Source organism: Chromobacterium phragmitis, from assembly GCF_003325475.1.
Classification (GTDB): Bacteria; Pseudomonadota; Gammaproteobacteria; order Burkholderiales; family Chromobacteriaceae; genus Chromobacterium; species Chromobacterium phragmitis.
On sequence record NZ_CP029495.1, the window covers coordinates 2,599,093 to 2,622,913 of the forward strand.

Below are 23,821 nucleotides of genomic sequence, written 5' to 3' on the forward strand. Positions count from 1 at the left end.
GAGGGTGGACGCTGGCGCGAAAAAGGGCGGCCATGCCGCCCTTGCGCTTGGATCAGGGATAGAACCAGTACAGGCTGTATCCCATCGCGTGCACCTTGCCGGCATCCAGCCGCATGGTGACCTTGACCTCGCTATTGGCGTTGAAGCGTCCCAGCTTCAGGTCATCCGGCTTCAGGTATTCCTTGGGCGCGAACACCTTGCGGATCAGCACTTGGTCGTCGCCGTCCTTCAGCGTGACCTCCAGCATGGGATAGGCCTGAGGATACTGAGCGTGGTTCTTCAGCGTCGCCGACAGCTGGATCAGGTTGGGGTAGTCGGGCACGAAGGCCAGCTCCGACCACTCGGTGCGGATGCGCGCGATGTCGGTGGGCCAGGGCACTTCGCAGCCGAGCGCCGCGCACAAATTCTCCAGCGCCGGCCTGGATTCCGGCACTTCCGCCGCGATGCGGGTTCGATTGATATACACCAGCTGCGCGGCCAGGAACAGCAGGCCGAGCACGGCCAGCGTTGCCAACAGGCCATTGAGCCAGGGGCCGGCTGGCTTGTGGCTGCGGGCCTCTTCTTCTTCCTCGGCGTCGGCGTCGGTGAACAGCGGCTCGGGCTCCGGGCGGGCTGGCGGCTCCTGGGCCGGGGCGTCGGCCCGCCTGCGGCTGCCGAAGACTTCCGGTTCGGGCGCAGGCGCGGCGGCCGGAGGCGGTTCGTCGAACGGGTTGCCTATCGGCGTGGAAACGTGGCGGTTCTGCATCGCCTCGGACAGCGCGCGCTGGAAAGCCTCCACGTCCTGCTGCAGCGGTTCGGGCGCGATGTCGCGGGGGGCGGTCGAAAGGGGCGGCTCGATGGCCGGCTCCGGCAGGATCTGAACGTCGTCCGGCTGGGCCTGCGGATCGAAATCCGGCACTTCCAATTCGAAATCGTCGACCGGATCGCGCGAGGAGGGCGGCGCTTCGAAGACGGGCGCCGGCGCGGGAGCGGGTTCCGAACGGACGACGACGAAATGATCGGGCGCCTTGAATACGTGAGAACAGCGCCCGCAGCGCACCAGTCCATCGGCGGCTGCTAACTGGCTGTCATTGACCTTGAAGCGGGTCTGGCAGTTGGGGCACTGTGTCGTGTATGTCATACGGCGGCGCGTCGGGTTCCTGTCAGTCTAGTCCATCCTTCGTCGAACACCGGCGGGTCCATTTCGAACCACTGGCTGTAAATGGCGGACAATTCGTCGGCCTGTTCGGCGAGGATGCCGGAGAGGACGATTCTACCACCGCTTTTCACATGGCTTGCCAGCAGGTCGCCCAGCATGCGCAGCGGATTGGCCAGGATATTGGCCAGCACCACGTCGTATTGGGCGGTCGGATTGGCGTCCGGCAGGAAGAAATCGGCCTGCACGCCGTTTTGCTCGGCATTGTCCTTGCTCGCGCGCACGGCTTGCGGGTCGATGTCGATGCCCACGGCGGAGGCCGCGCCCAGCTTCAGCGCGGCGATGGCCAGAATGCCGGAGCCGCAGCCGTAGTCGAGCACGCTTTCATCTCCGCGCAGCTGCTTGTCCAGCCACTGCAGGCACAGCCGCGTGGTGGGGTGGCTGCCGGTGCCGAAGGCGAGGCCGGGGTCCAGCTGCAGGTTGACTGCGTCCGGCGCCGGCGCTTCGTGCCAGGTGGGGGTGATCCACAGCCGGTCGGAGATGCGGATGGGTTCGAACTGCGATTGCGTCAGCCGCACCCAGTCTTGCTCTTCGACGCGCTCGACGCTGTAGGTGGGCATCGCCAGCTGGCAGGCGTTGGCGGCGGCGGCGATCAACAGCGCCGGATCGGCGCTCTCGTCGAACAGGGTGATGATGCGGCTCTGGCTCCACAGCTGGTCTACCGGTTCGCCGGGCTCGCCGAAGATCGGTTGTTCCTTGTCGGTGCCGGCCCAGGCGTCCTCAATCGCGGTGGACAGCGCGCCGGCGTCCATCAGGGCGTCGGCCAGCCGTTCGGCGACGGCGGAGTCGGAATCAATGGTGGCTTGCAACCAGGCCATCAGTGCTCCCCCTTTTTCTTCTCGGACAGGCGGTGCTCCAGATAGTGGATGCTGGTGCCGCCGCGCTGGAAGGCCGCGTCCAGGAACAGCTCCTGGTGCAGCGGAATATTGGTCTTGATGCCGGAGATCGCCATTTCCGACAGCGCCACGCGCATGCGCGCCATCGCCTGCTCGCGGGTGTCGCCGTAGGCGATCAGCTTGCCTACCATCGAGTCGTAGTGCGAGGGCACGGTATAGCCTTGGTAAATGTGCGAGTCGATGCGGATGCCGGGACCGCCAGCCGGGTGGTAGCTCTCGATCTTGCCCGGGGACGGCACGAAGGTGAACGGGTCCTCGGCATTGATGCGGCATTCCATCGCGTGGCCGGCGAGCACGATGTCTTTTTGCTTATAGCGCAGTTTCTCGCCGGCGGCGATGCGGATCTGCTCCTGCACGATGTCGATGCCGGTGATCATTTCCGTCACCGGGTGCTCCACCTGCACGCGGGTGTTCATCTCGATGAAGTAGAACTCGCCGTTTTCGTAGAGGAATTCGAAGGTGCCGGCGCCGCGGTAGCCGATGCGGCGGCAGGCTTCGGCGCAGGCCTCGCCTATCTTCTGGCGTTGCTTGTCGGTGATGCCCGGCGCCGGCGCCTCCTCGATGATTTTCTGGTGGCGGCGCTGCATCGAGCAGTCGCGCTCGCCCAGATAGATGGCGTTGCCGTACTCGTCGGCCAGAATCTGGATTTCGATGTGGCGCGGCAGCTCCAGGAATTTTTCCATGTAGACGGTGGGATTGCCGAACGCCGCGCCGGCCTCGGTGCGGGTCATCTGCACCGAATTGATGAGCGCGCCTTCGGTATGCACCACTCGCATGCCGCGCCCGCCGCCGCCGCCGGCCGCCTTGATGATGACCGGGAAGCCGATCTTCTTGGCGATCTTGACGATTTCCGCCGGATCGTCCGGCAACGCGCCGTCGGAGCCGGGCACGCAGGGCACGCCGGCTTCGATCATGGCGTGCTTGGCCGACACCTTGTCTCCCATCGTGCGGATGGTGTCCGGGCGGGGGCCGATGAAGACGAAGCCGGACTGCTCGACGCGCTCGGCGAAGTCGGCGTTTTCCGACAGGAAGCCGTAGCCGGGGTGGATGGCCTGGGCGTCGGTGACCTCGGCGGCGGCGATCAGCGCCGGCACGTTGAGGTAGCTCTTGGCCGACGGCGCGGGACCGATGCAGACCGATTCGTCGGCCAGCTTCACGTATTTGGCTTCGCGGTCGGCCTCGGAGTGCACGACCACGGTTTTGATGCCCATTTCACGGCAGGCGCGCTGGATGCGCAGCGCGATTTCACCACGGTTGGCGATCAGAATTTTTTCGAACATGGAATCTCTCCGCGGGCGGGTCCGGTCCTGGCGTGTGGCCGTGCCGAAACCCTTGCTGTCACGTCAAACGACAAGGGCACAGACCTTGGCCGTGCCCTGAATCTCGCGATGTCGTCCGAGCGCTTACTCGATGACGAACAGCGGTTCGCCGTATTCCACCGGCTGGCCGTCTTCCACCAGGATGGCCTTGACCACGCCGGAGCGGTCGGCTTCGATCTCGTTCATCAGCTTCATCGCTTCGATGATGCACAGCGTGTCGCCGGCGTTGACGCTCTGGCCCACTTCGATGAAGGACTTGGCGCCCGGGCTCGGCGAGCGGTAGAAGGTGCCGACCATCGGCGACTTCATCGCGTTCTGGGTATCGGCGGCCGGGGCTGCCGCAGGGGCGGCGGCTGCCGCGGGAGCGGCGGCGACCGCGGCCGGGGCGGCGTACATTTGCGCCGGCTGGGCGAAGGCTTGCTGAGGTACAGAGGAGACGCGGGTGATGCGGACTTTTTCCTCGCCTTCGGTCACTTCCAGTTCGGCGATGCCGGACTCTTCGACCAGGTCGATCAGTTTTTTCAGTTTACGCAGGTCCATTGTCGATCCTTCGATTGGATGTTCTGTAACGGCGGTCAGGCGCGCGCGGACGACAAGTGCCGTACCGCGTGCGCCAGCGCCAGTTCGTAGCCATGGGCGCCCAGGCCGCAGATCACGCCGAGCGCCAGATCGGAGAAATACGAATGCTGGCGGAACGGTTCGCGGGCGTGGACGTTGGATAGATGTACTTCAATGAACGGAACCTTCACCGCGGCCAGCGCGTCGCGGAGGGCGACGCTGGTGTGGGTGAACGCCGCCGGATTGATCAGAATGAAGGCGGTGCCGTCATCCAGGCATTGGTGTATGCGTTCTATCAGTATGTGTTCGACGTTGCTTTGCAGGGCGGACAGGGAAAATCCGGCCGTCTTGGCCTGCTGGGCCAGTCGCCGATTGATGTCGTCTAGGGTGTCCAGGCCGTAGTGTTGAGGTTCCCGCACCCCAAGAAGATTGAGGTTGGGGCCGTGCAGCACGAGGATGGATTGGCTCAAGGCCAGGCTCCTGTTTTTCATCTTGGCCGCGAGTTTGCCGCAATTCGCCGCAAAATGTCCAGTAATTGCAGAATTTAAAACGCTTGTTTGGTCGGTGGAGTGGGCATTTGGCGACGAGATTTAGAGTGAAGGGCCTAGATTTTCCTATGCTTTTCTATCATGGGCATGTTATTTGCATGTTGTCGTGAAAATCCGTCTTCGGCAAGATCGCCGACGCGCGGCACTGTGCCCGGCGAGTGGGCGCGGGTATAATTCGCCGATTCCGAACGATGATTTCCGCAATGCAGCTTTCTGATTTCGACTATCACTTGCCCGAGGCGCTGATCGCCCAGCACCCGCCGGCCGAGCGCGGCGCCAGCCGCCTGTTGCACGTGGACGGCATGACCCTGTCCGACCTGAGTTTCGCCGATCTGCCCTCGCGGCTGCAAGCCGGCGACTTGCTGGTGTTCAACGACACCCGCGTGATCCGCGCCCGGCTGTTTGGCGAAAAAGCCAGCGGCGGCAAGGTGGAGGCCTTGATCGAGCGCGTGCTGGACGACCACACCGCGTTGGCCCACGTCCGCGCTTCCAAATCGCCCAAGCCGGGCAGCCGGCTGATTTTCGCCGGCCGCTGGGAGGCGGAAATGGTGGAGCGGCAGGACTCGCTGTTCAAGCTGCGCTTCCTGGCCGAGGAAAACGTCTACGACATCCTGGAGGCGTCCGGCCGGCTGCCGCTGCCGCCGTACATCGAGCGCAGCGCCGAGCACGACGACGACGAGCGCTACCAGACCGTCTACGCCCGCGAGCAGGGCGCGGTGGCGGCGCCGACCGCCGGCCTGCACTTCACAGATGCAATGCTGGCCGGTCTCAAGGCCCAGGGCGTGGAAACCGCCTTCGTCACGCTGCACGTCGGCGCCGGCACCTTCCAGCCGGTGAAGGTGGACAATGTGGCCGAGCACAAGATGCACAGCGAGATCTACGACATGCCGCAGGCCACGGTGGACGCCATCGCCGCCGCCCGCGCCCGCGGCGGCCGCGTGGTGGCTGTCGGCACCACCAGCGTGCGTGCGCTGGAATCCGCCGCCCGCAGCGGCGAATTGACCGTCGGCCGCGGCGAGACCGACATCTTCATCACGCCAGGCTACCGCTTCCGCGTGGTGGACCGCCTGCTGACCAATTTCCACCTGCCGAAATCGACGCTGCTGATGCTGGTGTCGGCCTTCGCCGGCTACGAGGAAATCCGCAACGCCTACCGGCACGCGGTGGCAAAGGAATACCGTTTCTTCAGCTATGGCGACGCCATGTTGCTGGAGAAGAAGGCCTGAAACTGAATCGACAGGGATGCTGACCATGTCCGGACTTGCCCCCAACGCCGCCCAGCCGGTGGAAATCCAGCTGCACCAGCTATCCAAGGTGCTGGAAATCGCCTTCGACGACGGCGCCCGCTTCGAGCTGCCGTGCGAATACCTGCGCGTGCATTCGCCGTCGGCCGAGGTGCGCGGCCACGGCGTCGGCCAGGAGAAGCTGCAGACCGGCAAGAAGCACGTCGGCATCGTCGCGCTGGAGCCCATGGGCCATTACGCCTTGAAGATCACCTTCGACGACGGCCATGACAGCGGGCTTTACAGCTGGACCTATCTATACGAGCTGGGCGCCAAGCGCGACCAGTACTGGCAGCAATATCTGGACAAACTCGCCGCCGCCGGCGCGAGCAGGGAGTGAGCATGGAAAAGAGCACGCATTTCGGTTACAAGACCGTGGCGGAGAGCGAGAAGGCCGGCAAGGTGGCCGAGGTCTTCCACTCGGTCGCCGGCAAGTACGATGTGATGAATGACCTGATGTCCGGCGGCCTGCACCGGGTGTGGAAGCATTTCACGCTGACCACCTCCGGCGTGCGCGCCGGCGACAAGGTGCTGGACATCGCCGGCGGCACCGGCGACCTGTCGCGCGGCTGGGCCAAGCGCGTGGGCAAGAGCGGCGAAGTCTGGCTGACCGACATCAACAGCTCCATGTTGACCGTGGGCCGCGACCGCCTGCTGGACGAGGGCGTGATCCTGCCGGTGTCGCTGGCCGACGCCGAGAAACTGCCGTTCCCGGACAATTATTTCGACGCGGTGTCGGTGGCCTTCGGCCTGCGCAACATGACGCACAAGGACGCGGCGCTGAAAGAGATGTGCCGGGTGCTGAAGCCGGGCGGCAAGCTGTTCGTGCTGGAGTTCTCCAAGGTGTGGAAGCCGCTGTCGCCGCTCTACGATTTCTATTCCTTCAAGGCGCTGCCGGTCATGGGCAAGCTGGTGGCGAACGACGCCGACAGCTACCAGTATCTGGCCGAATCCATCCGCATGCATCCGGATCAGGAGACGCTGAAGCAGATGATGCTGGACGCGGGCTTCGGCAAGGTGGACTACCATAATCTGACCGGCGGCGTTGTTGCGCTGCACAAGGGCGTCAAATTCTGATTCACCGCGGGAGCGCGCCATGGCTATCCAGATCGCAGCCTTCAACCATCTGCTGAACCAGCATCCGGCGCGGCGCGCCGAGCTGGCGATCCATGTCGGCCGCCGGGTGGCCATCGCCTTGCCGCCCTTGCACGTGGCTGGCGTGATCACGGAAGAGGGCTGGCTGGCCGATTGCGACGGCGAGCCCGAGGCCAGGCTGAAGCTGCGCCATGGCGCGGTGCTGTCGCATCTGACCGGCCAGGCGCCGCAGTTGTCCGACATCGCGCTGGAGGGCGACGCCGAGCTGGCGACGGCGGTGGGGCGCATCATCGGCCAGCTGCATTGGCACGCCAGCGAGGATTTGTCGCGGGTGTTCGGCGACGTGGCGGCGCAGCGGATGGAGAGCCTGGCGCGCGGCTTGTTCGGCTTCAAAGGCCAATTGGCTTTCCGCCTGGCCGACGGCTGGATCGAACACCTGCGCGAGGAAGCGCCGCTGCTGGCCAGCCGGCACCTGGTGCAGCGCTTCGTGACCGAGGTGGACCACCTGCGCGACGACGCCGGCCGGCTGGACAAGCGGCTGGAGCGGCTGGAAGCCGCGCTCAACAATAAACAGAATTTGCAGACCTGACGGACTTATGTCGATATCGCGTTCGCTGAAGATTGTAGCCACCCTGTACCGTTACGGCCTGGACGATTTCCTCGAGGGCCATTCCAAGCTTGCCTTCCTGCACCGGCTGTTCGGCTTGTGTCCGGTCCGCCGCGACACCTCGGCGCCGCTGCCGCAGCGGGTGAGGCTGGCGCTGGAAAGCCTGGGCCCCATCTTCGTCAAGTTCGGCCAAGTGCTGTCCACCCGCCGCGACCTGTTGCCGCCGGAATACGCCGACGAGCTGGCGCGGTTGCAGGACCGGGTGCCGCCGTTCGACGGCGAGCTCGCCCGCGAGACGGTGGAGCGCAGCCTGGGCCGCAAGGTGGAGGCGCTGTTCGTCGATTTCGATCCCAAGCCAGTGGCCAGCGCCTCGGTCGCCCAGGTGCACAAGGCCTGGCTGCGCCAGGCGGACGGCAGCCGCGGCCGCGAGGTGGCGGTCAAGGTGCTGCGGCCCGGCATCCTGCCGGTGATCGAGCAGGACCTGTCCCTGATGCGGACGTTGGCCGGCTGGGTGGAAAAGCTGTTCGCCGACGGCAAGCGGCTGAAGCCGCGCGAGGTGGTGGCCGAGTTCGACAAATACCTGCACGACGAGCTGGACATGATGCACGAAGCGGCCAACGCCTCGCAGCTGCGCCGCAACTTCAAGGGCTCGGACATGTTGATCGTGCCCGAGGTGTTCTACGACTATTCCAGCCGCGAGGTGCTGACGCTGGAGTGGATGCATGGCATTCCGGTGGGGCAGGTGGACAGGTTGCGCGAAGCGGGCGTGGATTTGAAGAAGCTCAGCCGCTTCGGCGTGGAGATATTCTTCACCCAGGTGTTCCGCCATGGCTTCTTCCATGCCGACATGCATCCGGGCAACATCTTCGTCGCCGCCGACGGCCGCTACATCGCGCTGGACTTCGGCATCGTCGGCAGCCTGACCGAGACCGACAAGCACTACCTGGCCGTCAATTTCCTGGCCTTCTTCAATCGCGACTATCACCGCGTGGCCACCGCCCACATCGAGTCCGGCTGGGTGCCGAGGGATACGCGCGCCGAGGAGCTGGAAGCCGCGGTGCGCACCGTGTGCGAACCCATCTTCGAGAGGCCGCTGAGCGAGATCTCGTTCGGCATGGTGCTGCTGCGCCTGTTCGAAACCAGCCGCCGCTTCAATGTGGAAATCCAGCCGCAGCTGGTGCTGTTGCAGAAGACCCTGCTGAATATCGAAGGCCTGGGCCGGCAGCTGGACCCGGAGCTGGACCTGTGGGACACCGCCAAGCCCTTCCTGACCAAGTGGATGAACGAGCAGATCGGCTGGCGCGGCCTGCTGCGCACGCTGAAGCGCGAAGCGCCGCAATGGGCGACCACGCTGCCGACCCTGCCGCGCAAGCTGAACGAGGCGCTGGGCTCGGCCAAGACCGATCTCCTGGTCGAGGGGTATATCCAGCTGATGCGGGAGCAGAAGCGGCAAAATTTCCTGCTGATGCTGATCGCCATTCTGCTGGCGGCGCTGCTGGCGAAAGTGCTGTGGTAGCTGCCGGCGCGCCGCCGGGGACATGCCGTTCGTCTGCGAAGACGGACGGCATTTTTTCTACGGCCGCCGTATGGGCGGATAAGCGGAAATGCGCGTGGAATCAGGCGATTGGCATGGATTTTCCATGGCATGGTGCTAATTTTCCAGCAGAGGCGCAGCGGCGGCGGAAAATGCGATACCCTTGGCGAAAAATACCACTAATAAGGAGCAGCTTATGTTAAGCCGCAACGCGGCGGTGCCGCGGATCGTGATTGTCGGGGGCGGAGCCGGGGGGCTGGAGTTGGCGACCCGCCTGGGCCGGACGCTGGGCGCGCGCCATCGCGCGCAGGTCGTGCTGGTGGACGGCTCGCCTACCCATATCTGGAAACCGCTGCTGCATGAGGTGGCCACCGGCGCGCTGAACACCGGCGAGGACGAGGTCAACTATTTCGCCCATGGCTACCGCAACGGCTACGATTTCGAGTTCGGCTACATGCAGGGCCTGGATCAGAAGCGCCGTACCATCCGCCTGTCCGCCATCAAGGGGCGCGATGGCCTGCCGCTGAGCCCGGAGCGCGAGATCAGCTACGACTGGCTGGTGCTGGCCGTCGGCGCGGAGGCCAATGACTTCGGCACCCCGGGGGTGGCCGAGCACGCGATGTTCCTGAATACGCCCAACGACGCCGAAAAGCTGCGCCACCGCGTGCTGGAGCAGGCCTTCCGCGCCAGCAGCGGCGAGGAACCGGCGCGGGCGCTGTCCATCGCCATCGTCGGCGGCGGCGCCACCGGCGTGGAATTGGCGGCGGAGCTGAACCACACCATGTGCGAGCTGCATCACTACGGCGCGCGTCTGCAGCCGGAGCGGGTGCGGATCAGCGTGATCGAGGGGGCTGAGCGCATCCTGGCCGCCGCGCCGCCGTCCTTGTCGGCTTATGCCGAGGAACAGCTGGAGGCCAAGCGCATCCAGGTGCTGACCAAGAGCCTGGTGGCGGAAGTGGCGGCGGACGGCGTGACGCTGAAGGATGGCCGCAAGGTGGAGGCCGACATCACCGTATGGGCGGCCGGGGTGAAGGCGCCGGGCTGGCTGGGTGGCTTGGACGGGCTGGAAACCAATCGCGTCAACCAGCTGGTGGTGGATACCCGGCTGCATTGCGCTGGTGGCGACTGCGTCTACGCGATGGGCGACTGCGCCGCCGCGCCGGACGGAGACAGCGGCCGCATGCTGGCCGCGACCGCCCAGGTGGCGCATCAACAGGCGCGCTACTTGGCGGACGAGCTGGCGCGCAGGCTGGACGACAAGCCGGCGCGGCCATTCGTCTTCAAGCCGCAGGGCATGATGGTGTCGCTAGGCAAGCACACCGCGGTGGGCAGCCTGGCGGCGCTGGTGGGCCCCAAGCGCGACTACCACGTGGAAGGCCGCGGCGCGAAGCTGATCTACGCCTCGCTGTACCGGATGCACCAGGCGGCGGTGCACGGCTGGGTGCTGGCGGTATTGCTGTTCATCGGCGACAAGCTGCGGCGCGCGGCGCGGCCGGCGTTGAAGCTGCACTGAGGGCGGCACGGGCTGTTTAGGCCCGATGTAGGAATGTTTTAGGGAATGCCGTTCACTTGCTGAAAGTGAGCGGCATTTTGTTTGGCCATGTGGCAGGTTGTTGGCTTTACCGTTTGGGCGAATGGTTGGCAGGGCGACCATATTTACCCTTCAGCATGCGCCGGTAAAAAAGCGGCTGGCCAGGAGCCGCCGAAACTAGCAGCGCGCTAACGTCGCGCGGCGTCGAACAAATCGGCGGCTTAAAACCTGGCCAGCCGCTTTTTTACCGGGATTTCGCGGGCTGCGGGGGCGGCCTGGGATTGCCAAGGGGCTGGCCGCACAGCCCCTGGCCGGTTTGGCGGGCGGAACCGCCACCTAAAATATTATCCGCGCAGCGGATGCATCTGATGATTTGCCATGGCGAGGCTGTTGTTTTGTCATTCGCTGCATGGATATCACTCGCTTGAATGTGTGCTGCGCCGCAGCTTGACCCGTTCCCGCCTTTCTTCGATGCTGTTTTGACATTTGCATATCGAAGGAGCGGGGATGGAGTTGGGCAAGTGGTTGGATGAGCGTCCGTTGGGCGGGTTTCAGTACCGGCTGTTGGCGTTGTGCGGGCTGTGCATGATTCTGGACGGCTTCGATGTGCAGGCGATGGGCTATGTCGCGCCGGCCTTGCTGGAGGATTGGGGCATCGCCAAATCAGCGCTGGGGCCGGTGTTCGCCGCTGGGCTGTTCGGCCTGCTGCTGGGCGCGCTGCTGTTCGGCGCCTTGTCCGACCGGGTCGGCCGTCGGCCGGTGCTGCTGGCCTGCACCTTGATGTTCGCCTCGGGCATGCTGGCGACGGCGGCGATTCAGACGCTGCCGCAGTTGATCGCTCTGCGCTTTCTCACCGGTCTGGGCTTGGGCGGCATCATGCCCAACGCGATGGCGCTGGCCGGCGAGTACAGTCCGGCGCGGCGGCGCGCCAGTCTGATGATGATCATTTCCTGCGGCTTCACCGCCGGCGCGCTGCTGGGCGGCCTGTTGGCGGCGTGGCTGATTCCGGCGCATGGCTGGCGCGCGGTGTTCGTGTTCGGCGGCGTCGCCCCACTGCTGCTGTGGCTGCCGATGCTGCGCGGCCTGCCGGAATCGGCGCGCTTTCTGCTGCTGCGCGGCCGCGCGCTTCAGGCATTGTTCTGGCTGCGGCGGATGGAGCCGGGCCTGCCGGCCGATTGCCGGCCGTGGCTGGCGGAGGCGCCGTCCCGCGCGGGATCGGTGGCGGCATTGTTCGCCGACGGGCTGGCGCGGCGCACGCTGCTGTTGTGGCTGCTGAGCTTCTTCAATCTGATCGTGTTGTATTTCCTGTCCAACTGGATGCCGTCGCTGTTGCGCGCGCAGGGGCTGGAAATGCGCGACGCGCTGCTGGCGGGCAGCATGCTGCAGCTGGGCGGGGTGGCTGGCACGCTGCTGCTGGGGTGGTGGATAGACCGCGGCGGGTTCCGCCGCGCGTTGCCGCCTTGCTTTCTGTTGGCGGCTCTGGGACTGTGGCTGCTGGGGCAGGTGGAGGGACAGGCCTTGTGGCTGTACGCGCTGTTGTTCTGCGTCGGTTTCTTCATCATCGGGGGCCAGCCGGCGGTCAACGCGCTGGCGGCCGGCGCCTATCCCACCAGCCTGCGTGCCACCGGGGTGGGCTGGAGCCTGGGCATGGGGAGGATAGGTTCAGTGTTGGGGCCGTGGCTGGGCGGCGCGCTGATCGGATTGAACTGGGGCCAGTCGGCGCTGTTCGCCTTGCTGGCGCTGGTGTCGCTGGGTTCGGCCGCGGTGGTGTGGATTTACCATCGAGAGCCCGAGCGGCGGGCCGCTGAGAAAGGCGTTTAAATCGCCAGCAGCGCGGCGAGCACGCGGCGGTCTTCGGCCAGCAGGATGTTGAAGGTGCGGCAGACAGCCTGGGTGTCCATGCATTCGACGCCGATGCCGGCCTGGGTCAGCGCCGCGTACAGCCGGGGATGGACGAAGCGCTGGCTGGCGCCTGAGCCGAACAGCACCACTTCCGGCCGGTAGGCCAGCAGCGCCTCGAAGTGCTCGGCGGCGAGGCTGGCGAAGTCAGGCGCGGACCAGACCGCCACCTCGTCTGCGCTGACGATCAGGTTGCCGTCGCGGCGCTCGGCGTTGATCAGCACGTGGCCTTCGCCGTAGCCGGTGAACAGGTTTTTGCCTTGTCCCAGCGACTGATGCATTTTCATCGGAATGGCTCCATTGGCGTGTGTGGGGCGCGCGGCGAGCGGGCCGCGCGGCGGCGCTGTGCAGCGCACCAAAGATTGGGATAGGATTATACCCAGACCCGGGGCCGGCGCGACTACGCGCGAAGCGTGGTTTCCAGCCGGCAGGACCAAGACAAGAGATCACATGAAACAACCACACCGCCAGCGCAAGACCGTTCCGTCCGGCGGGCGGCCTGAAACGGAAGCCGCCGCCGCCATGCAGCCAGTCCATAAATCGCAGAAACTCTCCAACGTCTGTTACGACATCCGCGGCCCGGTGCTGGAGCACGCCAAGAAGATGGAAGACGAAGGCCATCGCATCATCAAGCTCAATATCGGCAATCCGGCGCCGTTCGGCTTCTTCGCCCCTGATGAGTTGATCGAGGACGTGATCGCCAATTTGCCGGCGGCATCCGGCTATTCCGATTCCAAAGGCCTGTTCGCCGCGCGCAAGGCCATCATGCATTACGCGCAGCAGAAGCATCTGCCGAATGTGGCGATGGACGACATCATCGTCGGCAACGGCGTGTCCGAGCTGATCGTGATGGCGATGCAGGCGCTGCTGGACAATGGCGACGAAGTGCTGGTGCCGGCGCCGGACTATCCGCTGTGGACCGCCGCGGTGAGCCTGGCCGGCGGCCGCGCGGTGCACTATGTCTGCGACGAGGAGCAGGGCTGGTTCCCCAGCATCGACGACATCCGCGCCAAGATCACGCCGTCCACCCGCGCCATCGTCATCATCAACCCCAACAATCCGACCGGCGCGGTGTATCCGCCGGCGCTGCTGCAGCAGATCGTCGAAGTGGCGCGCCAGCATCAGCTGATCATCTACGCCGACGAGATTTACGACAAGGTGCTGTACGACGAGGTCAAGCACACCTCGATCGCGTCCCTGGCGCCGGACCTGTTCGTGGTGACCTTCAACGGCCTGTCGAAGAACTACCGCGCCTGCGGCTACCGCGCCGGCTGGTTGATCCTGTCCGGCGAGAAGAAGCACGCCAAGGATTACATCGAGGGCCTGAACATGCTGGCCTCGATGCGGCTGTGCGCCAACGTGCCGTCGCAGCACGCGATCCAGACCGCGCTGGGCGGCTACCAGAGCATCGACGACCTGGTGGCGCCGGGCGGCCGCCTGGCTCGCCAACGCGATCTGGCCCACAAGCTGCTGACCGACATCCCGGGCGTATCCTGCGCCAAGCCGCAGGGCGCGCTGTACCTGTTCCCGAAGCTCGATCCCAAGGTGTACCCGATCGCCGACGACCAGCAGTTCATTCTGGAGCTGCTGCAGCAGGAGAAGGTATTGCTGGTGCAGGGAACCGGCTTCAACTGGATTGCGCCCGATCACTTCCGCGTGGTATTCCTTCCCAACTCGGACGATCTGATCGAGGCTATCGGCCGCATCGCGCGCTTCCTGGAAAGCTACCGCAAGCGTCACGGCGCCGCCGAGTAAGCGTTTGACCTGGGGCGGCGGATTCTCCTTCGCCGCCCGAGGACCGCCCGGACAGGACGTGCCTGTCCAGACGGCCTTCGGCCGGAATAAAACCAGGGACTGAATGGAGATGTGCATGAAACCGATCAATATCGGCCTGCTGGGCGTGGGCACCGTAGGCGGCGGCACCGCCACCGTGCTGAAACGGAACGCCGGCGAAATCACCCGCCGCGCCGGCCGCGAGATCCGCCTGTTGGTGGCCGCCAGCCGCGACGCGGCTAAGGCGCGCGCCGCGCTGGGGCCTGAGGTGTCCGTGGTGGACGACGTGCATCAGGTCGTCGACAACCCAGAAGTGGACATCGTGGTCGAGCTGATCGGCGGCGACGCCATCGCCAAGGAGCTGGTGCTGAAGGCGATCGCAAACGGCAAGCACCTGGTCACCGCCAACAAGAAGCTGCTGGCGCTGCACGGCACCGAGATCTTCGCCCGCGCGCAGGAAAAAGGCGTGATGGTGGCGTTCGAAGCGGCGGTGGCCGGCGGCATCCCCATCATCAAGACCCTGCGCGAAGGCCTGGCGGCCAACCGCATCGAATGGATCGCCGGCATCATCAACGGCACCTCCAACTTCATCCTGACCGAAATGCGCGACAAGGGCGCCAGCTTCGCCGAGGTGCTGGCCCAGGCGCAGCAGCTGGGCTACGCCGAGGCGGACCCCACCTTCGACATCGAAGGCCACGACGCCGGCCACAAGCTGACCATCATGGCGGCGCTGGCCTTCGGCATCCCGATGCAGTTCGACCAGTGCTATCTGGAAGGCATCAGCAAGCTGGACGGCCGCGACATCCGCTACGCCGAGGAGCTGGGCTACCGCGTCAAGCTGCTGGGCCTCACCCGCCGCACCGACAAGGGCGTGGAGCTGCGCGTGCACCCGACGCTGATCCCGGAAGGCCGGCTGATCGCCAATGTCAACGGCGTGATGAACGCGGTGCTGGTCAAGGGCGACGCGCTGGGCCCGACGCTGTACTACGGCGCCGGCGCCGGCGCGCTGCCGACCGCGTCCGCGGTGGTGGCCGACATCGTCGACGTCACCCGCCTGCTGACTTCAGACCCGGAACACCGCGTGCCGCATCTCGCTTTCCAGCCGGACCAGCTGCAGGATCTGCCCATCCTGCCGATCGCCGAGGTGACCAGTTCCTACTACTTGCGGATCGGGGCGATCGATCGCGCCGGCGTGCTGGCCAACATCACCCGCCTGCTGGCGGAAAACGGCATCTCGATCGAAGCGCTGATCCAGAAGGGATCGATATCCGACGGCACCGCCGAAGTGGTGATTTTGACCCACCGCGTGCAGGAGAAGGCGATCGAACGCGCCATCGCCGGCATCGAGGCGCTGGACAGCGTGGACGGCAAAGTGGTGCGTCTGCGCATGGAAGAGTTGAATGACTAGGATCTGGAAAGCCGGCCTCTGCGCCGCCCTGCTGAGCGGCGGCGCCGCGGCGACGCCGCTCAGCCCCGGCCAGCATCAGTTGCTGCAGGGCTTCTTGATGCGCGGATGCGTCAAGCGCACGCCGGCTTCCGACGGCGTCGGCCTGCCCGGCAACGAACAGGTCCAGCGCTACTGCCAGTGCGCCAGCGAGAAGCTGGCCAGCACCTTCACCTCGGAAGAGGTGATGGGCGTGGTCACCGGCCAGATCAAGAAGGACGATCCGCGCGGCAAGCAAAGGTTGAAGGAAGCCTCCGCCGCCTGCGGCCAATACCTGGAACAACGTTGATGCGATATATCAGTACCCGCGGCGGCATGGCGCCGCTGCCCTTCTGTGAAACCGTGCTGATGGGCCTGGCGCCGGACGGCGGCCTGCTGCTGCCGGAGCGCTATCCCCGGATCGACCGCGCCACGCTGGATGCCTGGCGCGGCCTGGGCTACGCCGAACTGGCGTTCGAGATCATCCGCCTGTTCGCCGACGACATTCCGGCGGACGACCTGAAGGGCGTCGTCTCGCGCGCCTATCGCGTCGAAGTGTTCGGCAGCGAGGCCATCGCGCCGCTCAAGCGCCTGCATGACGGCCTGGCCATCCTGGGGCTGTCCAACGGCCCGACCCTGGCCTTCAAGGACATGGCGATGCAGTTCCTCGGCCAACTGTTCGAGTATGTGCTGGATAAGCGCGGCGAGACGCTTAACATCCTGGGCGCCACCTCCGGCGATACCGGCTCGGCCGCCGAATACGCGATGCGCGGCAAGCGCGGCATCAATGTGTTCATGCTGAGCCCGGACGGCAAGATGAGCGCCTTCCAGCGCGCGCAGATGTACAGCCTGCAGGACGAAAACATCCACAACATCGCCATCCAGGGCATGTTCGACGACTGCCAGGACATCGTGAAGGCGGTGCAGAACGACCACGCCTTCAAGGCGCGCCGCAAGATCGGCACCGTCAACTCGATCAACTGGGCTCGGGTCGTCGCTCAGGTGGTTTACTACTTCCACGGCTACTTCCGCGCGACCGCGAGCAACGACGAGCAAGTCAGCTTCTGCGTGCCGTCCGGCAACTTCGGCAATGTCTGCGCCGGCCATGTGGCGCGGCAGATGGGCTTGCCGGTGGAGCGGCTGATCGTCGCCACCAACGAAAACGACGTGCTGGACGAGTTCTTCCGCACCGGCCGCTACGCGCCGCGCGGCAGCGAGCGCACCTACGTCACCTCCAGTCCGTCGATGGACATCTCCAAGGCATCCAATTTCGAGCGCTTCGTGTTCGACTTGATGGGCCGCGACGGCGAGGCAGTGAAGCGGCTGTGGTCCGAGGTGGACGCCGGCGGCGGCTTCCAGCTGGATGCGGAAACGATGGGGCGGGTGCGCGACGCGTTCGGTTTCGTTTCCGGCAAGAGCGCGCACGCCGACCGCATCGCCACCATCCGACAAGTGGACGCCGAGGATGGCGTAGTGGTGGACACCCACACCGCCGACGGCATCAAGGTGGCCCGCGAACTGCGCCGTGAAGGCGAAACGGTCGTCTGCCTGGAAACCGCGCTGCCGGCCAAGTTCGCCGAAACCATACGCGAGGCGCTGGACCGCGAGCCGCCGCGCCCGGACGGTTTCGAGGCGTTGGAATCGTTGCCGCAGCGGGTAGTGATGCTGCCGGCGGACGCCGGCCAGGTGAAGGCGCTGATCGAAAAGACGCTGGGCTGAGTCCGGCGCGGCGTTCAGGCAAAAAAAACAGGCTCCCTCGGGAGCCTGTTTCGTTTTGGGCTAGGCGATCAGAACGACATGGCCACGCCGAGGTTGCCGCCGGTCTGGTTGCCGCCGCTCTTGCCGCTGGTGACGGTCAGCAGGCCGAAGGCGGTGACGCTCTTGCTGAAGTTGGCGCTGACGCCGGCGGTCCATTCCATCCAGTTGGCGTCCGGCTTGCCCAGATTGGTGGTCCAGTCGCCGACGGTGGTGGCGAGGCCGGCGGTCACGCCGCGGTCGTTCTGCTTGAACTCGTGGGCGAAGCTGACCTTGGCGTAGGGGCTGAATCTGCCGATGTCGGCATCCAGCTGCCAGCCGACCCGGCCTACCAGCGAGCTGACGTTCTGGCTGGAGAAGGACATGCTGCTGCTGTTGCCGCCTTGTTCGGCGAAGCCCGCCACTTTAGCGTAGGCGTAGTCCAGGCCGGCCACCGGGCCGGTGGCGACGCCGCGGTACTGGATGCGATAGCCGCCGGCGGCGCGCAGGCCGAACTGGGTGGAGCGGGTTTTGCCGCTGATGCCGACGCTGGCGGGCCCCAAGGCCACGTTGCGCTGGGTGTCGAGGTCGCCGGAGCCGACATGCAGGTCGCCGTCTACCCAGAACTTGTCCTGGTTGTAGCTGGCGAAGCCGCTCATCAGGGTAGCGCGGTCATCGATGCTGCCCGGCGTGCCCACGCTGTCGACATCGGTCTTGCCTTGCTGGCGCGACATCGCCAAGCCCACGCTCAGCGCCGGCGTGGCCTGGAAGTCCACGCCCAGCGTGTATAGCTGGCCCTTGGGCTTGGCCGACAGGCCGCCGTAGCCTACCTTGTCGTCGCCGAAGGCTCCGTTGACGAAAGCGCTGACCTCGCCCACCGCGCGTTTTTGCGAGCGTATCGCCTGGTAGCGGGCATCCAGCGCGCTGCCCAGTTGGCGCGCGTTGTTCAGCGACGACTGCGGGATGGCGGCGGCGAAATAGGGCGCCTGCAGCAGGCCGTACACGTAATCGCCGATGATCTTGTTCGCTGCGGGTGTGGGGTGCAGCCCATCCGTGAAAATGTAACTCTGGGAATAGGCGGCGCTTGAGCAGGTGATGGCGCTGGTGGCGCAGATGGAGCCAATGGTGTTGGTGAAGCCGAAGCGGTTGGGGTTCGCGCTGATTTCGCTCATCAACCCCGCGACATTGGCGCGCACGACGCCATGCTGCAGGCCGCTGCCGAGCAAAGCATAATCCACAAGGCTGTTATAGCCGGAACTCAATTGCTGCAAGGCGGCGAGAATGGTGTTGTAGGTGCTGGTCAAGGTGGTGACCGAGTCCGGCGCCCCCATGGACGTATTGGCGGCGGCAAGCGCTTGCTGGATGACCGCGTCTTGATTGGCCTGAGTGACGGCGCTGCTGCTGATGGTTTGCCATGCCGCGCCAACGGCGTTGTTGACATAGGTATCCAATGCCGCGCCGCTGAGTCCCGCGTTTTGGCCAACAGCGCTGGCCACGCTTTGAACGGTTTGATACAAGGCGGCAGGGGTGGTCGCCAGGCTGGGAACATTCGGTACGATGATCGTTTTCGCGCCGGCGTTTTGTAGGCTCCCGACGAGCGTGCCGACCGTGCCGGCCGATGTGGCCAGAAGCTTGGTCGCGGTGGCGGCGGTTTTGTCCGTGGTCAGCGTGCCGGCTGCAGCGGAAATATCGTTTCCTCCGATCCAGACCGAATACACGGCATTGCCATCGGCTTTGCCTCCTGTGCTGGTCAGATAGTTTTGAATCTGGGTCGGCAATTCCAGGATGGCGGTGCTGCCGTCTGGCCCATACTGCTCGACCGAGCCGCTTGCTCCGGTAGTGCCGGGATACTGGGTGATGGATGCATAACTTTGCGCCACTGCGCCGCCTTGGGCGTAGTTATTGCCTGTCGAACTGGTATTGGCGGCATTGCTTGGGTTGTTTGCGGTGGAACTCAGGCCATAGTGGCTGGAGAGCACGGAGGTCCAGTTGGGCTGATTCTGGTAAGTCCAGTGGGCCCCCGATGGCAATCCGCCCAGGCCTCCGAAAGCGCCGATGTCGGACAGGCTGTCCCCAAAGAAATAGATGTTGCTGTATGCGTTTGCCGCGGAAGGCAGAGCCATCGCGGTGGCCAGGGCGAGAGTAGTCAGGCGATTGCGCATTTTGTTCCTCATCAAAAGGTGTTGTCTCTATTTTTTAGTGTCAAGAGTCTAAGCTCTAATCAAACGATTATTCGAATATAAGCCCCGCTTGTCAATCGACATCGCGCGTCGTTGGGCCATCGGTTAAAATGCGATGATGCGAAGACTCATCATCATCCTGTGCGGCCTGGTGGCCGCGGGGGCCGCCTGGGGTGGCGCGCAGGACTTGGCGCAGCTGGAGCGTCTGGCCAACTTGTTTCTCAAGCGGGAGCTGGAAATGCGCGCCGCGACCTGGACGTTGGGCCAATTGGACAGAAGGCTGGTGGTGCCTGCATGCCATACGCCCAGGGTGGATTGGGCGACTCCGGGCGTGACCACCGGCTCGACTTTCGTCGCGGTTTCCTGCCAGGAATTGGGTTGGTCCCTGCGAATTCCCGTACGGATCAACGAGAAGCGTTTGGGCCTGGTGTTGAATCGGGCGATGAGCGCGGGCGAGACGGTTACCGGCGAAGATGTCAGGCTGGTGGACATCAGCAATCCGGCCTTGGCCGGCAATGTGCTGACCGATGCGAGCCAGGCTGTGGGCCAGGTATTGCGCACAGGCGCGCCGGCCGGCGCCTGGGTGCGCAACTTCATGGTGCGCGCGCCGTATCTGGTGCGCAGCAACCAACAGGTGAAAGTGCTGGCGCAGGGGGAGGGATTCAGCGCCGAAGCCGAGGGCACGGCCTTGGGCAACGCGGCGCAGGGCGACCAGATCAGCGTGCGGCTAAGCACGGGCAGAGTCGTCCGCGGCATGGTGCAGGCAGACGGCAGCGTGGCGGTGGTGTTCTAGGCAGCGAAATATCGCAGAAAATAGTTCAAGAGATTGTTTTTTCGGTCGATAATAGGATCAGTTGAGTTTAGCTACGGGAAGGTCAGGCCATGAAGATCGACAATTCGGGCAAGCTGTCGGGCGCCTACAGCAGCCAGAGCAAGCCCGCGCCCCGTGCCTCGTCCAGTTCCAGCGCCTCCAGCGCCAGTTCCAGCAGCGATAGCGTCAAGATCGATTCGCTGGCCAGCAAGTTGAGCGCCATAGGTAACGATCCCAGCGCCCAGCAGCCGTCGTTCGACGCCGCCAAGGTGGAGCAGATCAAGTCCGCGATCGCCAACGGCAGCTTCAGCATCAACGCCGACAAGATCGCCGATGGGCTGATCTCGTCGGCTCGGGAATTGCTGAACGGCTGAGCGCATGGCAGAGGCGGGTAACGGAAGAAACGATATGTCAGCCGTCGAGCAGTTTGTCGGTCATTGCCGGGACGAGTGCGAGCTCGTGGCCCGGCTTGTTGTTTTGCTGGAGCAGGAACAGGGCTTGCTGATCCAGGGAGAAAGCCAGCAATTGGAGCCCCTGGCCGACAGCAAGAGCGAGGTGCTTGACCAGTTGGCCGCTCAATCCGCGCTGCGCGGGGCGTTGATGAAATCGTTGGGCGTGCAGGACAAGGATACGCTGTACATCTGGCTGGCGGACAAGCCGTCCGCCTGCGAGGCGTGGACCCGGTTGGAAGACGCGATCAACCGCGCGCAGAGCGTCAATCAGCTGAATGCCGCTTTCGTCAGCGAGCGCCTGGCGTTGGTGGAGGGCTCGCTGGACGTGCTGCGCAGCGCTGCGGCGTCCACGCTTGGCTACGGGCGGGATGGACAGACGCCGGAGCCGGTCACCGGTCGAAGGCTGCTTGGCTCGGCCTGAGCCGCGAGGCAAGAACAAGACGGGGCGCCAGCGATGGCGCCCTAGTCGTTTCCGCTGCCGCCGCGACATCGCGGTGGGCGCGACCCGGCCTTTATGGTATCTTCCCCAGCGGTCCCGTGAAAATCACTACCAGAATCCATGACCCTGATTTCGCTGATTCTTGCCCTGGCCCTGGAGCAACTGCGACCGCTCGGCAATCGCAACCGGGTGTGGCTGCTGTTCACGCGCTACGCCAACCACCTCGAGCGCAACCTGAATGCCGGCGCCGAGCGGCACGGCGTGCTCGCCTGGCTGGCCGCCATTGTGCCCGCGCTGCTGCTGAGCCTGCTGCTGTTCTATTCGCTGAAAGCGATGAGCCCTATCCTGGCGCTGGCCTTCAATGTGCTGGTGTTGTACCTGACCATGGGCTTCCGCCATTTCTCCAGCGCGTTTTCCGAGATATCCCAGGCCTTGGCCGAAGGGCGGGATTACGATGCCAGGGTGGCGCTGGCCCAATGGACCGGCTTGCCTACGGCGGAACTCACCGTCGAGGAGATATCCCGGCTGGCGATAGAGCAAGGCGTGGTGGACAGTTATCGCCACGTGTTCGGGACCATGTTCTGGTTCGTCGTATTGCCGGGTCCGTCCGGCGCCTTGCTGTACCGGCTGTGCTCGATGCTCAATCAGAAGTGGGGCAGTCGCAATGCCGACGAGGATCCGTTCGGTTTGTTTGCCGCGCGCTTCGCCGCCTGGCTGGATTGGATTCCGGTGCGTCTGACCGCAATCTCCTTTGCGATCATGGGGGATTTCGAGGATGCGATTTATTGCTGGCGATCCCAGGCCAGAACCTGGGGCAACTACGCCAACGGCATCCTGCTGGCTTCTGCCGCCGGCGCGCTGGGCGTGAGGCTGGGCGATCCGTTGCGGCAAGACTATTCTGTTAAGTACCGGCCCGAGCTGGGACTGGGCGACGAGGCCGATCCCAGCTTCCTGAAAAGCGCGGTAGGCTTGGTGTGGCGCTCGGCGCTGCTATGGCTGGCGGTGACGCTGCTGATCAGCGTGGCCAGCCATATGGGTTGACCGACGGCCGCCGCCCTTGGGCGGCGCGCTTGTGTCCGGCGCCGATTTTGGGAGCGGTTTGAGCCGCTTCGATTGATGAACATCGGGGCGCGTTGGCGCGAAAGGCGCAACGTGCCCTTACGTATTGCAGGAGTGTGTTGAATGTTGTTTTCCGAACTCGGCTTGTCGCCGGAGATCCTGCGCGCCATCGAAGAGCAGGGCTATAGCCAGCCGACGCCGATCCAGGAGAAGGCGATTCCCCTGGTGCTGTCCGGCCGCGACCTGCTTGCCGCCGCGCAGACCGGCACCGGCAAGACCGCGGCTTTCATGCTGCCGATACTGGAGCGCTTGAAGAAGTTCGCCAATACCAGCGTGTCGCCGGCCATGCATCCGATTCGCGCGCTGGTGCTGTCCCCGACGCGGGAGTTGGCAGACCAGATCGGCGTCAATGTGCAGACTTACACCAAGTATCTGCCGTTGCGCGCCACCACCGTCTTCGGCGGCGTCAACATGGATCCGCAAACCCAGGAGCTGCGCCGCGGCGTGGAAATCCTGATCGCGACGCCGGGCCGCTTGCTGGACCACATCCAGCAAAAGACCGTGCAGTTGAACAAGGTGGAAGTGCTGGTGCTGGATGAAGGCGACCGCATGCTGGACATGGGCTTCATCCAGGATATCCGCAAGATCATGGGCATGCTGCCCAAGGAACGGCAGACGCTGCTGTTCTCGGCGACGTTCGCGCCCGAGATCAAACGGCTGGCCGCCGATTTCATGCGCTCTCCGCAGACGGTGGAAGTCGCGCGCCAGAACGCCACCAACGACCAGGTGGAACAGCTGGTGTACCAAGTGGACAATTTCAAGAAGCGCCAGTTGCTCGCTCACCTGATTCGCTCGCGCGAGATGAGCCAGGTCATTGTCTTTTGCAAGACCAAGATCAGCGCCGACCAGCTGTCGCGGGACTTGAAACGCGACGGGCTGAATGCCGAGGCAATCCACGGCGACAAAACGCAGGGCACGCGGCTGGAGACGCTGGCGGCCTTCAAGGAAGGCTCGCTGCGCGTGCTGGTGGCCACCGACGTGGCGGCGCGCGGCCTGGATATCTCGGAGCTGCCCTATGTGGTGAATTTCGAGCTGCCCAATTCGCCGGAAGATTACGTGCACCGCATCGGCCGCACCGGCCGCGCCGGCGCCAAAGGCGTGGCGATTTCTCTGATGTGCCCGGAGGAGTCCAAACAGCATGAGGCGATCGAGAGGCTGACCAAGCAGACGCTACCTCCTCAGAACGCCGACGGTTTCTGGCCGTCCTGGCTGCCGCGTCCCAACAAGCCTGCGCGCGAACCCGCGCCGTCGGCTCCGGCCTTGTCCAGCGGCAAGAGCGAGGGGTTGAAGCAGGCGCGCGCCGGCCGGCGCAGCCGCAAAGGCAAGCGCGAGATTCCGGCCCTGCTGCTGCCGCCGCGCTACAAAGTGGAAATCATCCGCTGATCGCGATGCATAAACCCCGCCATGGCGGGGTTTTGTTTTGCG

23 protein-coding genes are annotated in these 23,821 nt (G+C 64.9%); 16 read left to right on the plus strand and 7 right to left on the minus strand.

The annotated features are described in order from the left end of the window. Positions 1-52: 52 nt before the first annotated feature. The 5 genes from DK842_RS12445 to aroQ all read right to left on the minus strand — a co-directional run bounded on the left by DK842_RS12445 (position 53) and on the right by aroQ (position 4,459). Entirely contained in the window at positions 53-1,120 is a 1,068-nt protein-coding gene (locus DK842_RS12445; RefSeq protein WP_114061735.1) for a DUF3426 domain-containing protein, read from the minus strand. Beyond that, on the minus strand, positions 1,117-2,013 hold the full coding sequence (prmA, locus tag DK842_RS12450) for a 50S ribosomal protein L11 methyltransferase (RefSeq protein ID WP_114061736.1): 897 nt from the start codon (positions 2,011-2,013) through the stop codon (positions 1,117-1,119). Before prmA ends, DK842_RS12445 begins: the two co-directional genes overlap by 4 nt. Continuing rightward, positions 2,013-3,371 carry an acetyl-CoA carboxylase biotin carboxylase subunit gene (gene accC / locus DK842_RS12455; RefSeq protein ID WP_114061737.1) on the minus strand — a complete coding sequence of 453 codons (1,359 nt, stop codon included), beginning with the start codon at positions 3,369-3,371 and terminating at the stop codon, positions 2,013-2,015. Before accC ends, prmA begins: the two co-directional genes overlap by 1 nt. Positions 3,372-3,494: 123 nt before the next feature. Further along, positions 3,495-3,950, minus strand: coding sequence for an acetyl-CoA carboxylase biotin carboxyl carrier protein (accB, locus tag DK842_RS12460; RefSeq protein WP_114061738.1), 456 nt, complete (start codon positions 3,948-3,950; stop codon positions 3,495-3,497). Between the two features lie 35 nt (positions 3,951-3,985). Further along, positions 3,986-4,459: a type II 3-dehydroquinate dehydratase gene (gene aroQ, locus DK842_RS12465; protein ID WP_198414531.1), complete on the minus strand. Its 474-nt coding sequence runs from the start codon at positions 4,457-4,459 to the stop codon at positions 3,986-3,988. 260 nt (positions 4,460-4,719) lie between these two features. Between aroQ and queA the strand changes: the two genes are divergently transcribed. The 7 genes from queA to DK842_RS12500 all read left to right on the plus strand — a co-directional run bounded on the left by queA (position 4,720) and on the right by DK842_RS12500 (position 12,387). After that, entirely contained in the window at positions 4,720-5,742 is a 1,023-nt protein-coding gene (gene queA / locus DK842_RS12470) for a tRNA preQ1(34) S-adenosylmethionine ribosyltransferase-isomerase QueA (RefSeq protein ID WP_114061739.1), read from the plus strand. 25 nt (positions 5,743-5,767) lie between these two features. Continuing rightward, positions 5,768-6,139, plus strand: coding sequence for a gamma-butyrobetaine hydroxylase-like domain-containing protein (locus tag DK842_RS12475; protein ID WP_114063722.1), 372 nt, complete (start codon positions 5,768-5,770; stop codon positions 6,137-6,139). A 2-nt stretch (positions 6,140-6,141) separates the two neighbouring features. Beyond that, positions 6,142-6,876, plus strand: a complete 735-nt coding sequence (ubiE, locus tag DK842_RS12480) for a bifunctional demethylmenaquinone methyltransferase/2-methoxy-6-polyprenyl-1,4-benzoquinol methylase UbiE (RefSeq protein WP_114061740.1) — start codon at positions 6,142-6,144, stop codon at positions 6,874-6,876. Positions 6,877-6,895: 19 nt separating this feature from the next. Further along, the gene (locus tag DK842_RS12485) at positions 6,896-7,483 is read left to right on the plus strand and encodes a ubiquinone biosynthesis accessory factor UbiJ (protein WP_114061741.1); all 588 of its coding nucleotides are present in this window, start codon (positions 6,896-6,898) and stop codon (positions 7,481-7,483) included. A gap of 7 nt (positions 7,484-7,490) precedes the next feature. Then, positions 7,491-9,017, plus strand: a complete 1,527-nt coding sequence (gene ubiB, locus DK842_RS12490; protein WP_114061742.1) for a ubiquinone biosynthesis regulatory protein kinase UbiB — start codon at positions 7,491-7,493, stop codon at positions 9,015-9,017. A 214-nt stretch (positions 9,018-9,231) separates the two neighbouring features. Further along, entirely contained in the window at positions 9,232-10,548 is a 1,317-nt protein-coding gene (locus DK842_RS12495) for an NAD(P)/FAD-dependent oxidoreductase (protein WP_114061743.1), read from the plus strand. A gap of 525 nt (positions 10,549-11,073) precedes the next feature. Further along, a complete protein-coding gene (locus tag DK842_RS12500) occupies positions 11,074-12,387 on the plus strand; it encodes an MFS transporter (protein WP_114061744.1) in 1,314 nt (437 codons plus the stop codon). Here the strand turns inward: DK842_RS12500 and DK842_RS12505 are convergent. Continuing rightward, complete coding sequence (locus DK842_RS12505; RefSeq protein ID WP_114061745.1) at positions 12,384-12,752, minus strand: Mth938-like domain-containing protein; 369 nt, start codon at positions 12,750-12,752, stop codon at positions 12,384-12,386. The two genes, DK842_RS12500 and DK842_RS12505, sit on opposite strands and share 4 nt — an antisense overlap. 235 nt (positions 12,753-12,987) lie before the next feature. Between DK842_RS12505 and DK842_RS12510 the strand changes: the two genes are divergently transcribed. The 4 genes from DK842_RS12510 to thrC all read left to right on the plus strand — a co-directional run bounded on the left by DK842_RS12510 (position 12,988) and on the right by thrC (position 17,380). Further along, positions 12,988-14,220, plus strand: a complete 1,233-nt coding sequence (locus DK842_RS12510; protein ID WP_114063723.1) for a pyridoxal phosphate-dependent aminotransferase — start codon at positions 12,988-12,990, stop codon at positions 14,218-14,220. A 115-nt stretch (positions 14,221-14,335) separates the two neighbouring features. After that, on the plus strand, positions 14,336-15,646 hold the full coding sequence (locus DK842_RS12515; RefSeq protein WP_114061746.1) for a homoserine dehydrogenase: 1,311 nt from the start codon (positions 14,336-14,338) through the stop codon (positions 15,644-15,646). Beyond that, positions 15,639-15,971, plus strand: a complete 333-nt coding sequence (locus DK842_RS12520; protein ID WP_114061747.1) for a hypothetical protein — start codon at positions 15,639-15,641, stop codon at positions 15,969-15,971. The genes DK842_RS12515 and DK842_RS12520 overlap by 8 nt, the downstream gene beginning before the upstream one ends. Next, positions 15,971-17,380, plus strand: coding sequence for a threonine synthase (thrC, locus tag DK842_RS12525; RefSeq protein ID WP_114061748.1), 1,410 nt, complete (start codon positions 15,971-15,973; stop codon positions 17,378-17,380). Before DK842_RS12520 ends, thrC begins: the two co-directional genes overlap by 1 nt. A 68-nt stretch (positions 17,381-17,448) precedes the next feature. Here the strand turns inward: thrC and DK842_RS12530 are convergent, their stop codons facing one another. Continuing rightward, positions 17,449-19,557, minus strand: a complete 2,109-nt coding sequence (locus DK842_RS12530; RefSeq protein ID WP_168194880.1) for an autotransporter outer membrane beta-barrel domain-containing protein — start codon at positions 19,555-19,557, stop codon at positions 17,449-17,451. A gap of 136 nt (positions 19,558-19,693) precedes the next feature. Between DK842_RS12530 and flgA the strand changes: the two genes are divergently transcribed. The 5 genes from flgA (at position 19,694) to DK842_RS12555 (ending at position 23,779) form a co-directional block, all read left to right on the plus strand. Then, positions 19,694-20,368 (plus strand): flagellar basal body P-ring formation chaperone FlgA, encoded by a 675-nt coding sequence (gene flgA / locus DK842_RS12535; RefSeq protein WP_232538468.1) that lies wholly within the window; start codon positions 19,694-19,696, stop codon positions 20,366-20,368. Between the two features lie 89 nt (positions 20,369-20,457). Further along, positions 20,458-20,760 carry a flagellar biosynthesis anti-sigma factor FlgM gene (gene flgM, locus DK842_RS12540; protein WP_114061751.1) on the plus strand — a complete coding sequence of 101 codons (303 nt, stop codon included), beginning with the start codon at positions 20,458-20,460 and terminating at the stop codon, positions 20,758-20,760. Between the two features lie 34 nt (positions 20,761-20,794). Then, positions 20,795-21,259: a flagella synthesis protein FlgN gene (locus tag DK842_RS12545; RefSeq protein WP_168191897.1), complete on the plus strand. Its 465-nt coding sequence runs from the start codon at positions 20,795-20,797 to the stop codon at positions 21,257-21,259. A 138-nt stretch (positions 21,260-21,397) separates the two neighbouring features. After that, complete coding sequence (locus tag DK842_RS12550; protein WP_114061753.1) at positions 21,398-22,318, plus strand: CobD/CbiB family protein; 921 nt, start codon at positions 21,398-21,400, stop codon at positions 22,316-22,318. 141 nt (positions 22,319-22,459) lie between these two features. Continuing rightward, positions 22,460-23,779 carry a DEAD/DEAH box helicase gene (locus DK842_RS12555; RefSeq protein WP_114061754.1) on the plus strand — a complete coding sequence of 440 codons (1,320 nt, stop codon included), beginning with the start codon at positions 22,460-22,462 and terminating at the stop codon, positions 23,777-23,779. Positions 23,780-23,821 lie beyond the last annotated feature (42 nt).

Coding starts and splice junctions, on each gene's coding strand:
- DK842_RS12445 (WP_114061735.1), bottom strand. CDS start 1,120: ATGACATACACGACACAGTGCCCCAACTGCCAGACCCGCTTCAAGGTC.
- prmA (WP_114061736.1), bottom strand. CDS start 2,013: ATGGCCTGGTTGCAAGCCACCATTGATTCCGACTCCGCCGTCGCCGAA.
- accC (WP_114061737.1), bottom strand. CDS start 3,371: ATGTTCGAAAAAATTCTGATCGCCAACCGTGGTGAAATCGCGCTGCGC.
- accB (WP_114061738.1), bottom strand. CDS start 3,950: ATGGACCTGCGTAAACTGAAAAAACTGATCGACCTGGTCGAAGAGTCC.
- aroQ (WP_198414531.1), bottom strand. CDS start 4,459: ATGAAAAACAGGAGCCTGGCCTTGAGCCAATCCATCCTCGTGCTGCAC.
- queA (WP_114061739.1), top strand. CDS start 4,720: ATGCAGCTTTCTGATTTCGACTATCACTTGCCCGAGGCGCTGATCGCC.
- DK842_RS12475 (WP_114063722.1), top strand. CDS start 5,768: ATGTCCGGACTTGCCCCCAACGCCGCCCAGCCGGTGGAAATCCAGCTG.
- ubiE (WP_114061740.1), top strand. CDS start 6,142: ATGGAAAAGAGCACGCATTTCGGTTACAAGACCGTGGCGGAGAGCGAG.
- DK842_RS12485 (WP_114061741.1), top strand. CDS start 6,896: ATGGCTATCCAGATCGCAGCCTTCAACCATCTGCTGAACCAGCATCCG.
- ubiB (WP_114061742.1), top strand. CDS start 7,491: ATGTCGATATCGCGTTCGCTGAAGATTGTAGCCACCCTGTACCGTTAC.
- DK842_RS12495 (WP_114061743.1), top strand. CDS start 9,232: ATGTTAAGCCGCAACGCGGCGGTGCCGCGGATCGTGATTGTCGGGGGC.
- DK842_RS12500 (WP_114061744.1), top strand. CDS start 11,074: ATGGAGTTGGGCAAGTGGTTGGATGAGCGTCCGTTGGGCGGGTTTCAG.
- DK842_RS12505 (WP_114061745.1), bottom strand. CDS start 12,752: ATGAAAATGCATCAGTCGCTGGGACAAGGCAAAAACCTGTTCACCGGC.
- DK842_RS12510 (WP_114063723.1), top strand. CDS start 12,988: ATGCAGCCAGTCCATAAATCGCAGAAACTCTCCAACGTCTGTTACGAC.
- DK842_RS12515 (WP_114061746.1), top strand. CDS start 14,336: ATGAAACCGATCAATATCGGCCTGCTGGGCGTGGGCACCGTAGGCGGC.
- DK842_RS12520 (WP_114061747.1), top strand. CDS start 15,639: ATGACTAGGATCTGGAAAGCCGGCCTCTGCGCCGCCCTGCTGAGCGGC.
- thrC (WP_114061748.1), top strand. CDS start 15,971: ATGCGATATATCAGTACCCGCGGCGGCATGGCGCCGCTGCCCTTCTGT.
- DK842_RS12530 (WP_168194880.1), bottom strand. CDS start 19,557: ATGCGCAATCGCCTGACTACTCTCGCCCTGGCCACCGCGATGGCTCTG.
- flgA (WP_232538468.1), top strand. CDS start 19,694: ATGCGAAGACTCATCATCATCCTGTGCGGCCTGGTGGCCGCGGGGGCC.
- flgM (WP_114061751.1), top strand. CDS start 20,458: ATGAAGATCGACAATTCGGGCAAGCTGTCGGGCGCCTACAGCAGCCAG.
- DK842_RS12545 (WP_168191897.1), top strand. CDS start 20,795: ATGTCAGCCGTCGAGCAGTTTGTCGGTCATTGCCGGGACGAGTGCGAG.
- DK842_RS12550 (WP_114061753.1), top strand. CDS start 21,398: ATGACCCTGATTTCGCTGATTCTTGCCCTGGCCCTGGAGCAACTGCGA.
- DK842_RS12555 (WP_114061754.1), top strand. CDS start 22,460: ATGTTGTTTTCCGAACTCGGCTTGTCGCCGGAGATCCTGCGCGCCATC.